Source organism: Streptomyces calidiresistens, from assembly GCF_014141525.1.
GTDB lineage: Bacteria > Actinomycetota > Actinomycetes > Streptomycetales > Streptomycetaceae > Streptomyces > Streptomyces calidiresistens.
In genome coordinates, this window is the sequence record NZ_VKHS01000004.1 from 15,056 (window position 1) to 30,176 (window position 15,121).

11 protein-coding genes are annotated in these 15,121 nt (G+C 72.4%); 4 read left to right on the plus strand and 7 right to left on the minus strand.

The window, feature by feature from the left end:
* Positions 1 to 90: 90 nt before the first annotated feature.
* A complete protein-coding gene (locus FOE67_RS29925; protein WP_182659743.1) occupies positions 91 to 1,368 on the minus strand; it encodes a serine/threonine-protein kinase in 1,278 nt (425 codons plus the stop codon).
* A gap of 118 nt (positions 1,369 to 1,486) precedes the next feature.
* Positions 1,487 to 2,428, minus strand: coding sequence for a serine/threonine-protein kinase (locus FOE67_RS00540; protein WP_182659744.1), 942 nt, complete (start codon positions 2,426 to 2,428; stop codon positions 1,487 to 1,489).
* Positions 2,429 to 2,581: 153 nt separating this feature from the next.
* On the opposite strand from FOE67_RS00540, the gene FOE67_RS00545 reads away from it, so the two are divergent.
* Positions 2,582 to 4,567, plus strand: a complete 1,986-nt coding sequence (locus FOE67_RS00545; protein ID WP_182659745.1) for an N-6 DNA methylase — start codon at positions 2,582 to 2,584, stop codon at positions 4,565 to 4,567.
* 232 nt (positions 4,568 to 4,799) lie between these two features.
* Entirely contained in the window at positions 4,800 to 6,023 is a 1,224-nt protein-coding gene (locus tag FOE67_RS00550) for a PP2C family protein-serine/threonine phosphatase (RefSeq protein ID WP_182659746.1), read from the plus strand.
* Positions 6,024 to 6,122: 99 nt separating this feature from the next.
* On the opposite strand, the gene FOE67_RS00555 is transcribed toward FOE67_RS00550, so the two are convergent.
* Entirely contained in the window at positions 6,123 to 6,500 is a 378-nt protein-coding gene (locus tag FOE67_RS00555; protein ID WP_182659747.1) for a winged helix-turn-helix transcriptional regulator, read from the minus strand.
* A gap of 98 nt (positions 6,501 to 6,598) precedes the next feature.
* On the opposite strand from FOE67_RS00555, the gene FOE67_RS00560 reads away from it, so the two are divergent.
* Positions 6,599 to 7,459 carry an NAD(P)-dependent oxidoreductase gene (locus FOE67_RS00560; RefSeq protein ID WP_182659748.1) on the plus strand — a complete coding sequence of 287 codons (861 nt, stop codon included), beginning with the start codon at positions 6,599 to 6,601 and terminating at the stop codon, positions 7,457 to 7,459.
* Between the two features lie 46 nt (positions 7,460 to 7,505).
* Here FOE67_RS00560 and FOE67_RS00565 read toward each other — a convergent pair whose 3' ends face one another.
* Together FOE67_RS00565 and FOE67_RS00570 are read right to left on the minus strand one after the other, a co-directional pair.
* Complete coding sequence (locus FOE67_RS00565; protein WP_182659749.1) at positions 7,506 to 8,009, minus strand: hypothetical protein; 504 nt, start codon at positions 8,007 to 8,009, stop codon at positions 7,506 to 7,508.
* A 111-nt stretch (positions 8,010 to 8,120) separates the two neighbouring features.
* The gene (locus FOE67_RS00570; RefSeq protein WP_182659750.1) at positions 8,121 to 9,593 is read right to left on the minus strand and encodes an LVIVD repeat-containing protein; all 1,473 of its coding nucleotides are present in this window, start codon (positions 9,591 to 9,593) and stop codon (positions 8,121 to 8,123) included.
* A 147-nt stretch (positions 9,594 to 9,740) separates the two neighbouring features.
* Here FOE67_RS00570 and FOE67_RS00575 point away from each other — a divergent pair, with 147 nt between their 5' ends.
* Positions 9,741 to 10,454 carry a DUF305 domain-containing protein gene (locus FOE67_RS00575; RefSeq protein ID WP_323383945.1) on the plus strand — a complete coding sequence of 238 codons (714 nt, stop codon included), beginning with the start codon at positions 9,741 to 9,743 and terminating at the stop codon, positions 10,452 to 10,454.
* A gap of 536 nt (positions 10,455 to 10,990) precedes the next feature.
* Here the strand turns inward: FOE67_RS00575 and hflX are convergent.
* Together hflX and FOE67_RS00585 are read right to left on the minus strand one after the other, a co-directional pair.
* Complete coding sequence (gene hflX / locus FOE67_RS00580) at positions 10,991 to 12,481, minus strand: GTPase HflX (RefSeq protein WP_228473412.1); 1,491 nt, start codon at positions 12,479 to 12,481, stop codon at positions 10,991 to 10,993.
* Positions 12,482 to 12,830: 349 nt separating this feature from the next.
* On the minus strand, positions 12,831 to 15,104 hold the full coding sequence (locus FOE67_RS00585; RefSeq protein ID WP_182659753.1) for a RelA/SpoT family protein: 2,274 nt from the start codon (positions 15,102 to 15,104) through the stop codon (positions 12,831 to 12,833).
* Positions 15,105 to 15,121 lie beyond the last annotated feature (17 nt).

A 15,121-nucleotide genomic window follows, 5' to 3' on the forward strand; every position in this document is an offset into this window, starting at 1 on the left:
TTCCCCGTGCCCCTCCGGACAATGCGTTCGCAGAGTAACATGCAGTATTATCCGTGAACTGAGGTTACAGAAATTCGTTCGCGGGCCGGCTCATGCGATGCGGCGCAACCGTTCGAGCAGGGCGCGGGCACGGCGGCTCCGGGCGTCACCGTCGGGCAGGACACGGTCCTCGTCGATCGCGAGGCGCTCGAGCATCTCACCGGCGACGGAGCGCTCGCCCGCACGGGCCAGCAGTACGGCGATCTCGTACCGCGTGTCCAGTACGGCGGCGTCATCGGGCCCCGGGAGCTCGCGCTGTTCGGCGAGGACCGACTCCAACTCGTCCAGCGCCTCACGCGTGCGGCCGAGCGCCCCCGCGCACAGGGCGCGCCCGACCCGGGCCGCCAGGATGTCGGCCCGTCCGAGGTCGCCGGCGGCACCCGCGCCTGACAGGAGATCCTCGTATCCGCGCAGGGCGTCGGCGGGGCGCCCGCGGAGGCGCAGGCCGTCGATCTCGGCCAGCCGGGGGTGCGGGATCCGCGTCCGCCCCGGGGAACGCGCCGGTTCGGGCGCCCACGCGGCGGCCAGGGCCACCACCTCGGCCGCGGAGGCCGGCCGGTTCTCCGGCTTCTTCTCCAGGAGCGCCTCCGTCAGCTCCCGCAGTCCGGCCGGGACGCCGTGCCGGCGCTCGTCGAGCGCCGGCACGGGATCCTGCGCGTGGTGGTGGTAGAGCATGAACGGGCTCGCGGAGACGAAGGGCGGCGCCCCGGTGAGCAGTTCGTACAGGACGCAGCCCAGCGAGTACAGGTCCGCGGCGGGCTCGGTCCGCCCCATCGCCTGCTCGGGGGCCATGTACACCACGGTGCCGGGGGTGACGTTCGACGAGGTGAAGCGGGTCTCTCCGGGCTGCGGATCGAGGGCGGCGGCGACGCCGAAGTCGAGGACCTTGATGTCCCCGTCGGGCGTGACCATCAGGTTCGAGGGCTTGAGGTCGCGGTGGACGACACCCTGCTCGTGGGCGTGGGCGAGCACCTCGGCCGTCCGTCGGACGATGTCCGCGGCCCGCTCGACGGGCAGCGGGCCCTCGTTCTTCAGGACGGCGTCCAGCGCGTCGCCGGGCACGAGATCCATGACGAGGTACAACTCGCCCCCGTGGTTCCCGTGATCGTGGAGGGCGGGGATGCCCGGGTGGTTCAGCCGACCGGTGATCCGGATCTCGCGGAGGAAGCGGCGCTCCAACGTGGTGAGGTCCGCGTTCGCGCCACGGGGGGCGAGGAGCTTCACCGCCACCTCGCGGTCGTTCTCCCGATCCCGCGCCGCCCAAACGACGCCCATGCCACCACGGCCCAACTCCCGGGTGAGCTCGTACCGTCCGAGACTCCGCCCCATCGCGCCCCTCCCCACTCCCGGCGCCCACCGCGCCCCTCGTTCCGCCGGGTCGGACCGGGAACCCCGCCGACCGGCCGGCGGGACGATTTTTCCACTGCTTCCCGTCGTTCCCCAACGCTCACACCGGACTCGGCCCCTGGGGCACGAGGAAGGGGCGGCGGGGGTCCTCGCGAAACCCCGGGGAAGTCGCCGCTCCCGGCAGGGGAGCAGGGAGATGGGGCACCAGGGCCTCGTACACCTCGGCCGCGGAGGCGGGACGGTCCCCGGGACTCTTGGCGAGGAGCGCGGTGATCAGCTCCTGCAGTTCCCGCGGGACCCGAACGCCGGAGTCCGCCACCGGTGGCGGGGAGGAGGTCAGATGATGGGTGACCAACAGCGCCGGTCGGTCGGTGGCGAAGAGCGTCCCGCCGGTAAGCATGTGGTGCAGCAGACAGCCCACCGCGTAGAGGTCGCTGCGCCCGTCCAGCCGCTCTCCTCCGGAGAGCAGCTCGGGTGACGCGCACAGGATGTTGCCGATGCTCTCCCCGGTCATGGTCAGACGTGGGTCGGTGTCCGCGAGGACCTTCACCAACCCGAAGTCCAGGATCTTCACCATCCCGTCGCGTCGGACCATGACGTTCTGGGTCTTGAGGTCGCGGTGGACGAGTCCGGCCGCGTGGGCGGCCGACAGGCCGGCGCACAACTGGGCCGCGACGGCGACCGCGGTGGGGACGTCGAACCGTCCCTCGTCCCGCTCGTCGAAGAGGAACTCCAGGGTGGTGCCCCGGATCAGCTCCATCACCAGGCAGCACGTGCCGTCCGTGATCGACGCGTCGAAGACGGTGGTCGTGTTCGGATGGTCCAGACGTGCCGCGGCCCTCGCCTCCCTCCGAAACCGCTGCAGGGCCTCCTCACGGCTCGCGGGGACGGCCAGCAGGTCCGCCGCCACGGTCTTCACTGCGACCGGCCGCTCCAGCCGCAGGTCCCTTCCCCGCCACACCCGGCCCATCAGGCCTCGACCGAGCGGCGATTCGAGCCGGTAACGCTCCAGGAGCACCGTTCCCGTCGTGATTCCCCGCATTCTCCCACCCTCCACATTTTTCGCACGGCTATCCCGGATAGTCGCTCTGTGAACTGAGTCAATGAGGGTAGTAGCCTCTCAACTGAAGCCATGCCCGGGTGCCGGCCGCCGCCGCTCCCATCCGCACGCGCCCCACCACATCGGAGACCGTCGATGAGTACCACCGAGCCCGTGCCCGTCAGCCTTGCCGAGATCGCCCGGATCGCCGGCGTGGGACGTGCGGCGGTGAGCAACTGGCGGCGGCGGCACGACTCCTTTCCGGCACGCATCGGGGGCACGGACGCCGGACCGCAGTTCTCCCTGGCGGAGGTGGAGGGGTGGCTGAGGGAGAACGGCAAAATCGACGGCGTCGCGGGGCGCGAACTCCTGTGGCCCCGCTTCGAGGCGCTCGGTAGCAGGGACGAGTCGGGGCTGGCCGTCGCCGAGACCGCTCGCCGCATGGGCTCGCCCCGTACACCGACCCCCCACACCGAACTCTCCCCCCACGCGGAGAAGGTGGTGAGCGAGGCGGTGGAGCTGGGGCTGTCCGAGGGGCCGCGCGAGACCTTCGAGTTCCTGCTCCAACGGTGGCTGGAAACCCATGTGCGCCAACTGAGCACCACTCCCCCGCCCCTCGCGGCCCTCATGGCACGGATCGCGCTCGAGGCCCGTCTCGGCGGGGACGACCGGGAACTCACCGTCCTCGACCCCGCCTGTGGAACGGGGCACCTGCCTGCCGCCCTCGTGCGGGAGTCCCCGGTGTCCCGCACGGTCGTGGCGGCCTGCGATCGCGACCCCACCCTCGCCGCCCTGGCCTCCGCTCGACTGGACTTCGTCACCGAGGGGGACGATGCCCGGACGGAGATCGTCACCGCCGACGCCCTGCGCCGGGATCCGTTCCCCGGTGAGACGGTGGACATCGCGCTGTGCAACCCCCCGTTCAACGAACGCGACTGGGGCTACGAGGAGCTCGCCACCGACCCGCGGTGGACGCATGGCCTGCCTCCCCGGACCGAGCCCGAACTGGCCTGGGTACAACACCTGCTCGCCCATCTCCGCCCCGGCGGGGTCGCGGTGATCCTCCTGCCCCCCGCCGTCGCCTCGCGCAGGGCCGGCCGCCGTGTCCGGGGGGCCCTGCTGCGCACCGGTGCGCTGCGGGCCGTGGTGGCGCTGCCGCCCGGCAGTGCCCAGCCGCACAGCGTCTCGCTCCAACTGTGGGTGCTCCGCGCCACCCCCGGGGACCCGGACGCGGCCCCGCCCGCCCGGGACGCCCTCCTCGTCGACGCGACGCGGTTCGCGAGGAGCGGTCCCCGGGAATCCGGCCCCCACTGGGAAGCCCTCCGTTCCTTCGTCCTGTCCGCCGTGGAACTTCTCGACCGGCCGGAGACGAGCCCGCCGGACGGTGCCGTCCGGGTTCCCCTCATCGACCTGCTGGACGACGAGGTGGACGTGACCCCCGGCCGCCACACAGCGGTGAACACCGAGCCGTCCGGCCCCGAACTCGCCGGGGCGTGGAGGGACACGGCGGGACTGCTGACGGATCTGGCCCGTCGTGCCCGGCGACTGTCGGAACTGGAGTTCGACCGGCGCCCGCCGCGGACCACTGTCGCCATCGGGGAACTCGTCAAGGCCGGGGCGCTGTCACTGCGCGCGGGACAACAGCCGTTGGAAGGCACGACGACCGCCGGGAACCCGTCCGTCCCCCTCCTGACCCTCACCGACCTGTTGTCGGACAACGGGCCCGGGGGGTTCGTGCCCGCCGAATCGGCAGCCGTGATCGCCGAGCGGGGGGACGTCGTGGTCGCCGGCGTTCTGCGCGCCTTCGAGGCGTGGGTGCACGAGGGGCCGCCCACCGCACTCGGGCCCCAGTTGTACGTCCTGCGGGTGGATCCGACGAAGCTGGACGCCCACTTCCTCGCCGGCTGTCTGCGCGCGCCCTCCAACGGACGTCGGGCGGGCAGCCATGCGTCCACCTCCTCCCGGGTGGACATCCGACGCCTGCGGGTGCTGCAACTCCCGCTGGAGGACCAGGCGGTGTACGCCGATGCCTTCCGCGAACTCGAGGGCTTCCGCTCCCGACTCGGTCGGGTCGGGGAGACCGGCAGCGACTTGGTGGACGACGTGACCGACCTGCTCGCGGCGGGACGCCCCACCGGCTGACGCGGCCGCGGGACGCCCCCTGGCCGAGCCTCCGTGCCCCGGAGATCGCCGCCCCCCGGTCCGGGGCCGGGGGGCGGAGGTCCGAGCCGAAGGAAACGCCCGGGACTCCCGGGGTTCCGGGCGGACGGAGGGGTGAGGGGTATATCGAGGGGAACCCGACGTCGGAGGAGCGCGCCGGGGACCGTGCGGCGCGGCCGGCGGAGACCGACTCGTTCCGGAGAAAGGTTCCATCGTGACCGATCCCGCCCGGGTGTCGAGGGCACTGGTCGACCTGATCGTGGTCAGCCACACCGTGACGTTCGAGGGGTTGCCGGGGCTGGTGGCCGAGTACTCCTCCGCCGTGGGGCTGCGCCGGGTCGTCTTCTTCGCGGTGGATCTCCAGGAGACGGTCCTGCGCGAGGTCACCGGGCACGGGCCCGACGCCGGCGCGGGAGGGCTGGAGCTGCGGGTCGACGGCACACTGCCGGGCCTGGCCTACCAGCGGGTGGACCTGCTCCCCGAGCCGAACACGACGCCCGGCGAACCGGGGTCGCGGCGGTGGTGGGTGCCGATGACCGATGGCGTGGAGCGACTGGGCGTGCTGCGCGCGGACACCGATGGCGACGACGAGGGGGCCCGGGAGGCGCTGCGGGGTCTGGCGTCGACGGTGGCGCTGCTGATGCTGAGCAAACGCTCCTTCAGCGACTCCTACGCGCGCCTGGTGCGCACCGCGCCGATGAACGTGGCCGCCGAGATGCAGTGGAACCTCACCCCACCGCCCGCCTACGCCGGCCACAACGTCACCATCGGCGCGGTCTCCGAGCCGGCCTACGAGATCGGCGGTGACGCCTTCGACTACGCCCTGGCCGGCTCGACCATGCACCTGGCGGTGTTCGACGCGATGGGCCACGATGCCACCGCCGGCCTCACCGCCAACGTGGCGGTGGCCGCCTGCCGCAACGCCCGTCGCCAGGGCGCCGATCCGGTCGAGACCAGCCGGGTGGTGGAGCGGACGCTGATGGAACAGTTCGGCATCCACCGCTACGCCACCGGCATCCTGGCCGAACTGGACCTGGACACCGGACATCTGAGCTGGGTCAATCGCGGCCATCCCCTTCCCGTGCTCATCCGCACCGGAAGGTGGTCGAAGGAGTTGCGCTGCCCGCCGGCCGGGCCGATGGGTACGGATCTGGGCCTGCCCATCACCCTGTGTCATGACCAGTTGGAACCGGGTGACCGCCTGGCGCTGTACACCGACGGCATCATCGAGGCACGCGACCGGAACGGTCACCGGTTCGGCCGGGACCGTTTCATCGAGTTCATCCTGCGCCACCACTCGGGTCGACTCGGGCTGCACGAGACCCTGAGGCGGCTGATCCACGCCGTCATGGAGCACCACGCCGAACGACTCGACGACGACGCCACGGTCCTGCTGGCCGAATGGCGCGGTGGACACCAGGGGAAGCTGACCCCCTGACCGGGCCGGACCGGAGCCGTGTCCGGCGGCGAGGGGGAGGTGCCGCGGACGGAGAGACGACTTCCCCGTCACCGGGGACACAGCCGGTGGGCCGTCTCGTCACCCCGGGATCTCGACGGTCACCGTGTCGAGTTTCTCCCGCTCGATGCGGGCCAGGCCCCATTCCCCCAGGGAGTCCAGCGCCGCGTTGAGGGCGGCCCCGTGTTCGGTGAGGGAGTACTCCACCCGCGGGGGCACCTCCGCGTGGACCTCGCGGGTGACCAGTCCGTCGTGCTCCATCTCCCGCAGGTGCTGGGTGAGCATCTTCTCGCTGACGCCGGGGATGCCGCGACGCAGTTCGGCGAAGCGACGGACCCCGTGCGCCGACAATTCCCAGAGGATCAGTCCCTTCCACTTGCCGCCGACCACGTCCAGCGCCGCGTCGATACCGCAGACATACGGTCCACGACGAGGCTGTTTGTCGGAAACTCCCACCATGACGACCCTCCACCTTCCAGCGCACTTACCCCGAGGTGGGTACCGCAGTAAACAGTCGGTACTTCCGCACCTCGCGGTTCCCGCCCAGCATGGACTGCATGACCGGAACCTCGTTCACCCTGCTCGGCCTCGGCGCCATGGGCCGGGCACTCGCCGCCGCCGCGCTCGACGCCGGCCACTCACCGACCCTGTGGAACCGCACCCCCGGCAGGGCCGGGGAACTCCTCGCCCGGGGTGCCCGGGAGGCCGCTTCCGCCCGGGAGGCGATCACCAGCGCCGACCTGATCATCGTATGTCTTTACGATCACGCCTCCGTGCACGAGACCCTCGACCCCGAGAGCGACGCCCTCCGCGGCCGCACACTGATCAATCTGACCACCACCACGCCGGAGGAGGCGCGAGAGCTCTCCGCCTGGGCGGCACAGCGCGACATCGCCTACCTGGACGGCGCCGTCATGAGCGTACCCGGGGCGATCGGCTCCGCCGAGGCGTTGATCCTCTACAGCGGCTCCCCAGAGGTTTTCACGACGCACCGGGAGTTTCTGAACACCTGGGCCGGCAGCACCCACGAGGGGGAGGATCCCGGCCTCGCCTCGCTCTGGGACCTGGCCCTGCTGTCGGGGATGTACTCCATGTTCGCCGGGTTCCTCCAGGGGGTCGCGATGCTGCAGTCCGCGGGCGTCGGCGCGGCCGAATACGCGGAACGCGCCGCCCCGTTCCTCGCCTCCATGACGGAGTTGCTGGGACACTCCACCGAACATCTGGACAAGCGGGACTACGGCGAACCGCTCCAGAGCCTGGAGTGGACGACGACCCTGTTGGACACGATCACCCGCGCCGCTTCCGAGCAGGGCATCACTCCCGCCCCCGTGGACATGGTGCAACGTCTCATCCGCCGGCAGATCGACGCCGGACACGGCGCCGAGGACTTCGACCGCATCATCGAATCCATGCGGTGAGCGGGTCGGGCCCCCGGATCGGGTCACCCGGATCCGCCGGACGGCGTCACGGTGCAGGCACCGGTGTCCGCCGGGCCCGGGGTCGCCCCCCGATCCGCACCGGGGAGAGGAGACAGCAGACGGCCAGGAGGAGAGTGCCGATCAGGTAGGGGATCATCCAGGAGGCGCCGAGGACCGCCGAGAGGACCACTCCCGGCTTCCGGCCCGTCACGAGGGTTCCCACCGCGGTGATCACCGACATGAGCAGAACGGATTGGACCACCATGGAGAGGCAGCGAACGAGGCGCTCCCGACGATCGGGGACACCCCCGGACGGGTCGGCCTCGGCTCCGTCCCTCCCCGCTCCGCGCTCCCCCGGCACGAATTGCAGGACCACCCATACGGTGTGGGCGAGGACCAGGGACCAGTGCAGTCGGTTCACGCCCTGGTCCGGGAAGCCTCCCCCGCGCACCGCCGCTCCCGCCATGATCAGGGAGAAGAGGAACCACGACCCCCACACCGCGGAAGCCGCGCCGTGCCATCCCCGGTGGGGGTCCGTCCCGGCCGTCACGCTTCCCTCCCCGGGGTGATCGCGGCGGTGTGCCGCCGGAGGGAGACCCTCCGACGGCACACCGGGTGGTGGTGCGGTCGGCGTCCGGGTGGCCCGGGCGCCCGTCCGGACTCAGCGGTAGCGCGGCTGGGTCTGAACGTTCAGCTCGTTCAGCTTGACGCTCCGGGCGCTGTTGGTGCGCGGATCGGTGATCCGCAGCACGTCCAGGCCGCGCTGCTCGCTGGAGTAGATGTGGCCGTTGTAGTAGTAGGCCGACCAGGTGCCGCCGAAGGTCAGCCGCTCGTCGGAGACCGGGCCCCGGTCGAACCAGCCGATCTCCACCGGGTTGTCGGAGTCGGTGAACTCCCACACCGAGACGCCGCCCTGGTACCAGGACTGGACCATGATGTCGCGGCCCTTGGCCGGGATCAGGGAGCCGTTGTGCGCGACGCAGTTCTCGGTGTCGGCCTGGTGGCGGGGGATCTTGTAGTAGCTGCGGAACTCCAGCTTGCGTCGGTCGCCCTTGCCGGTGATGTGGTAGATGCCGTTGGCGCCGTACTCCGGGCCGATGGCCGCGTTGCAGGTGGCCGCGCCGCCGCCGCCCAGCTCGTCGGTGAAGACGACCTTGCTGCCGTCCTGGCTGAAGGTGGCCGAGTGCCAGAAGGCGAAGTGCTCGGCGTCCTGGACCCGGTCGATGACCCGGGGGGCCTCGGGGTTGGTGATGTCCATCAGGATGCCGTCGCCCATGCAGGCGCCGGCCGCCAGGCGCAGGGCGGGATAGGCGGTGATGTCGTGGCAGCCGCTGGTGGCCGTGCCGGTGGCGTCACCGGGGAAGCCGCCGTCCGGGAAGAGCACCTCGAAGGAGACGAGTTCGGCCTTCTGCGGGGCCTTCAGCGGCACCTTGACGATGGAGATGCCGTCGTGCGGCGGCTGGCAGTCGGGGTAGCTCGCGTGGGGGAAGTAGGAGGAGACGTAGACGTACACGGCGCCCTTGCCGGGCACCAGGGTGTGGGTGTGCGAGCCGCAGGCGGTCTCGACGGCCGCCACGTACTTCGGCGCGCGCAGGTCGCTGATGTCGAAGACCCGGATGCCCTCCCACGCCTCGGGCTGGGTGGCGGGCATGGTGGTGCTGTTGCAGGAGTCGTCGCTGCGCGAGGAGTCCACCGACAGGATCAGCAGGTTGCCGTGGACGGATATGTCGTTCTGCGCACCGGGGCAGAACACCTCGGTGACGATGCGGGGACGCTCGGGTTTGCGGATGTCGTAGACGGTGAAGCCGTCGTAGTTGCCGACGAAGGCGTAGTGGTCGCGGAAGGCGATGTCGGAGGTCGTGCCCTGGAGAACCTCGCTGGGAACGGTCGCCAGGTGGCTGATGTTGCGGCTGTGGACGATCTCGTCCACGCCCGGGATGTCGGTGGAGGCGGTGCCCATCGCCGGGTCGTCGGTGTCGGCCGACTCGTGTCCGGGGATCTCCCGGACGGTCGGCGGGTCCTCGGTACCGGGTGTGGCGGCGGCCGGGCTCGCCGTGAACAACGCGGCCAGCAGGCCGAAAACACCCACCGCCGCGCCGACGAGGCGGCGACGGGGGCTGTGGAGCAGCGTCACTGTGGGGTCCTCCCGGATCCTGTGGGTTCCTCAAGGAGTGGTGCTCGGGGTGGCCCCAGTATGCTCCGTGCATGTACATCACAACAGAGGGAAATCAGTGGGGGTGACCGGGACACCCACCGGCAACTCCCCGTTTCAGGAGGAAACGTGACGGACCGTCACTCCATCCGTCGTCGGGCGCTCGGCGCGATCGCCGCTCTGGCGTTCGTCCCGCTGACCGCCTGCACCACCGAGAGTTCCGCCGAGGCCTCCGCGGACGGGGACGCCCCGGCGGTGATCGCCCCCGGCCGGCCCGGCGAGGAGGCCCGGACCCTGTCGCCGGAGGAGGTCGGTGAGGCCGCGACGCAACTGCGGGACGAACCGGTGGCCGCGGACTTCGCCTTCATGGAGATGATGGCCGTGCACCACGCGCAGGCGCTGGAGATGACGGCGTTGGCGGAACGGTACGCCGGGAACGAGCGGGTGCGGGGTCTGGCCGGCCGGATCTCGGTGGCCCAGGAGCCCGAGATCGCGGTCATGGAGGCATGGCTGGAGGAGCACGCGGAGCAGAGGGACCCCGGGGACCGGCCGGACGACCACCAGGGGCACGGAAGCCACGAGGACCACGGGGGGCACGACCACTCCGACATGCCCGGCATGGCCTCCCCCGGGCAGCTCGCCGAATTGGGGGCCGCCCGGGACGGGGAGTTCGACCGCCTCTTCCTGGAGCTGATGATCGCCCATCACGAGGGTGCCGTGGTCATGGCCGCCGACGTGCTGGCGCAGACCGGCGACATGGCCGTCAGGGAACTGGCCGGCGAGATCGCCGCCCAGCAGAACGCCGAGATCGGCCGGATGCGGAACCTGCTGGAAGACCTGTGACGCGACCGCGCGGGCCCGGCGACCGGACGGGATGAACCCGGAGGAGCCGGCGCCGGCGGCCGGCACGGGCGGAGGCGTTCGCCCGCGTCCTCCGCCGGTGCCGCAGGACGAGGCGTCCCCACTCGATCGTCGCCGCTGCCAACAACGCTCCGAGACCCGCCCGGATGCTCGTCCCCACCCACGACTCGGCGGGAACCCGGGGAGCGACGGACAGGCAGAGGACGATCAGGGCCAGGAGTCCCGCGCCGGCGCCCATCGGTCCGAAAGCCCTCACGTGTCCCCCTCACCGTCGGATGGGTGCGCCCCGGGACATCATCCCCTCCGGCCGGCGGTGCCCGGGAGGGATCGGGGAAACGCCGGGGGCACACAGCCTCTCGGCGGACCCTCGGCAGGAGGCGTTCCGGGGCCGAGGTCCGGCCCTCCCGCCGCCCGGGGCCTCGAGGGGCACCGCCCCCGGCCCGGGAATCCCGGGGAAGCGGAAGGGCCCGTCCCCGATGGTTTCCCATCGGGGACGGGCCCGGGGGCGCGACGCGGGGTCAGACGCCGACCGTCTCCCGGCCGGCGCGCCGCAGTTCGGCCGCCAGTTCCTCGTGGACGCGGGCGGTGAGCAGGGTGCCCTCGGCCGTGTGCTCCTCGGCCAGCACCTCCCCCTCCGCGTGCACGCGGGAGACCAGGCCGCCCTCGGTGTAGGGCACCAGGATCCGCAGCTCCACGTCCGGCCGGGGCAGTTCCCGGTCGATCCACTCCAGGAGTTCGTCGATGCCCGTGCCGGTGCGTGCGGAGACCGCCAGGGCCCGCTTCTCCGCCCGCAGCAACCGCTGGAGCGTCAGCGGGTCGGCGGCGTCGGCCTTGTTGATCACGACGATCTCCGGGACGTCGGCGGCGCCGACCTCGCGGATCACCTCGCGCACGGCGGCCAGCTGCTCCTCCGGCGCGGGATGGGCACCGTCCACCACGTGCAGGATGAGGTCGGCGTCACCGACCTCCTCCATGGTGGAGCGGAACGCCTCCACCAGGTGGTGCGGCAGGTGACGGACGAAGCCGACGGTGTCGGCCAGGGTGTAGACCCGACCGGTCGGCGTCTCGGCCCGCCGGACGGTGGGGTCGAGGGTGGCGAACAGCGCGTTCTCCACCAGGACCCCGGCGCCGGTGAGCTGGTTGAGCAGCGAGGACTTGCCGGCGTTGGTGTACCCGGCGATGGCGACCGAGGGAACCTGGTTGCGGCGGCGCTCCTGCCGCTTGACGTCCCGGCCGGTCTTCATCGCGGCGATCTCGCGGCGCAGCTTCGCCATCTTCTCGCGGATGCGACGCCGGTCGGTCTCGATCTTGGTCTCACCGGGACCACGGGTGGCCATGCCGCCGCCCGAGGAACCGGAGCCGCCACCGCCCATCTGACGGGACAGCGACTGACCCCAACCCCGCAGCCGGGGCAGCATGTACTGCATCTGTGCCAGCGACACCTGCGCCTTGCCCTCGCGGGAGGTGGCGTGCTGGGCGAAGATGTCGAGGATCAGGGCGGTGCGGTCCACCACCTTGACCTTGACGACGTCCTCGAGGTGGATGAGTTGACCGGGGCTCAGCTCACCGTCGCACACGACGGTGTCCGCCCCGGACTCCAGGACGAGGTCCCGCAGCTCACGGGCCTTGCCGGAGCCGATGTAGGTGGCCGGATCGGGCTTGTCGCGGCGCTGGATGACGCCGTCGAGCACGAGGGCGCCCGCGGTCTCCGCGAGAGCCGCCAGTTCGGCGAGGGAGTTCTCGGCGTCCTCCGCGGTGCCGGTGGTCCACACCCCGACGAGCACGACACGCTCCAGGCGGAGCTGTCGGTACTCGACCTCGGTGACGTCCCGGAGCTCGGTGGACAGGCCAGCGACGCGGCGCAGTGCGGCGCGTTCCTCGCGGTCGAGCTGCTCACCGTCGCGCTCGGTGTCGAGCGCGGTCCGGGCGATGTCCTCATCCATCAGGGCATCGGCCCGGCGCCCGGCGGCGCGGCTGTGCTGGTCCTGAGGAAGGGGAGAGAGGGTCAATGTCGTCCTAACGTCGGCGGGTGGTGGTCGGGGCACGGCGTGCGTTCCGGCCGCGGCGCGCTCGGCGCGTCGGGCCGGCCGGAGCCCGGTGATCCATCCGCCGATGTGCGGCGGACCGGCCGGGAGGCCGGAACGGGCACCGGGTCGTCCCCGGCCCCGCCGGGGACGCGGCTCCCCGGGGAGTACAACGCCGGGGACCGCCGGGGGATTCCCGGCCGTCGGGCGACCGGGTCCCCGGTCGTCGCTCCCGCGCGTACCCCTCCATGGTCGCACGCCCCATCGGTACGGGCACGGGGTTTTCCGTGTCGTTTCGTCCGGTGGGTCCTCGCCGGCCCCCCGGACGGTGCGGTCAGGCGCCGGTGCGCAGGGCCCGCACCACGTCGTACACCCCGGGTACCCCGCGCATCGCGCGCATGAGGCGCGGCAGCTCACGGGCGTCCGGCAGGCGCAGCGTGTAGGTGTGCCGCACCCGCCGCTCCTGGGGCGGTTCGACCTCGGCGCTGAGCACCGAGGCGCCGTGCTCGGCGAGCGCCTCGGTCAGCTCCGCGAGGAGGTGGGGCCGTCCCAGGGCCTCGGCGTGCAGGGTGACCCGGCAGCCGGTGGCGGTGTCCCGCCACCGCACGGGCACCGCCGATCGCCCGGAGCGTGCCATCCTGCACGCCGCCGGACAGCTCTCCCGGTGCACCGTGACGCCCCCACCGCGTACCGGGAAGGCCGTGACCTCGTCGGCCGGCACGGGGGTGCAGCAGCGGGCCAGGCGCACCCGGTCGGCGGGGACCGCGCCCCGCGGTCCCTCGACGACGATGCCGGTCTCCGTCGCGACGCCCTCGTCCCCGTTCACCCCGGGGGCCGGGGCGCCGGCGGGCGTCGTGCCCGGGGAACCGCCGCTTCCCCCCGGCAGGGGGGCCGGCCGGACATCCGCTCCGGCGCACGGCCGGCGCCGGGAGCGCGCGGGGGCCGCCTCGCGCGGGGCCACCGGGTCCGGCGCGGGACGATCGGCGGCCCAGGCGCGGATGGCGAGCCGGGCCGCGGGGGTACGGGCGTGCTCCAGCCAGTCGGCACCCGGACCGGGCACGGGCTCGGACTCGGGAAGGAGCAGCAGACGCACGGTGTCCCCGTCCCCGAGGGGGGTGCCGAGCGGCACGAGACGACCGTTGACCCGGGCGCCGACGCAGGCGTGGGCCCGGCGACCGTGCCGGGCGTAGGCGGCGTCCACGCAGGTGGCGCCGACCGGCAGGTGCAGCGGTCCGGGGTCGGCGGGATCAAGTCCGGTGGGGCCGGCGGCCGAACGGTGGGGTTCGTCCTCGTCGAAGACCACGATCTCCCGGTCCTCGGAGAGTTCCTCGCGCAGCTCGGTCCAGAAGGTGTCGGGGTCCCGGGCCTCGCGCTGCCACTCCAGGAGGCGGGAGAGCCAGTCCGGCCGCTCGCCGGCCTCGCCCTCGCCGCCACCCGGGTCGACCGCCGGGTCGGCTTCGGCGTGGGGCAGGGCCACCACGCCGGCCTCGGCGACCCGGTGCATGCGGTGGGTGCGCACCAGCACCTCCGCGACGCCGCCCGGCTCCTCCCCGGCGTCGTCGACGATCGCGGTGTGCAGGGACTGGTAGAGGTTGAACTTGGGGGTGGCGATGAAGTCCTTGAACTCGGAGACCACCGGGGAGAAGCAGGTGTGCAGCTCGCCCAGGACGCCGTAGCAGTCGGCCTTCTCCTCGACGAGGATCAGCAGCCGGCCGAAGTCGTGCGGGGAGAGGGCGCCGCGCTTGGTCAGCACGCGGTGGACGGAGAAGACGTGGCGGGGACGGATCCGCACCTCCGCCGCGATGCCGGCCTCCCGCAGCACGGCGCGGACCCGCTCGGCGACCCCCTCCAGGGGGTCGGGGTGTCCGGCGCGGGCGCGGATCAGGTCCATCGCCCGGCGGTGCTCCTCGGGGTGGAGGATGGCGAAGACCAGGTCCTCCAGCTCGGTCTTGAGGGCCTGCACTCCGAGGCGCTCGGCGAGTGGGATGAGGACGTCCCGGGTGACCCGGGCGATCCGGGCCTGTTTCTCCGGACGCATGACGCCCAGGGTGCGCATGTTGTGGAGGCGGTCGGCGAGTTTGATCGCCATCACCCGCACGTCGCTGCCCGCGGCCACCAGCATCTTGCGGAAGGTCTCCGGTTCGGCGGCGGCGCCCCAGTCGACCTTCTCGAGCTTGGTGACGCCGTCCACGAGGTGGCCGACGCCGGGGCCGAAGCGCTCCCGGACCTCCTCGAGGGTGACCTCGGTGTCCTCCACCGTGTCGTGCAGGAGGGAGGCGGTGAGCGTGGTGGTGCCCGCGCCCAGCTCCGCGAGGATGAGGGTGACCGCGACGGGATGGGTGATGTAGGGGTCGCCGCTCTTGCGGAACTGCCCCCGGTGCGCCGCCTCGGCCAGCCGATAGGCCTCCCCCAGTACCTCCAGCGGCGCGCGGGGATGATGTCGCCGGTGGGCGCGGGCGAGGTGTTCGATGGCGTCGGGCACGGAGTGGCGCGGCGCTCCCCCGAGGAAGGCGGCGCGTCGGATGCGGCGCAGGCCGGCCACGTCCACCCGACGCGTCCGGCGGGCCGTTCGCTCGTGCGGGGGAAGCTGGGGGGAGACCGCCGGCACGGGCCGGGGCTGTCTCT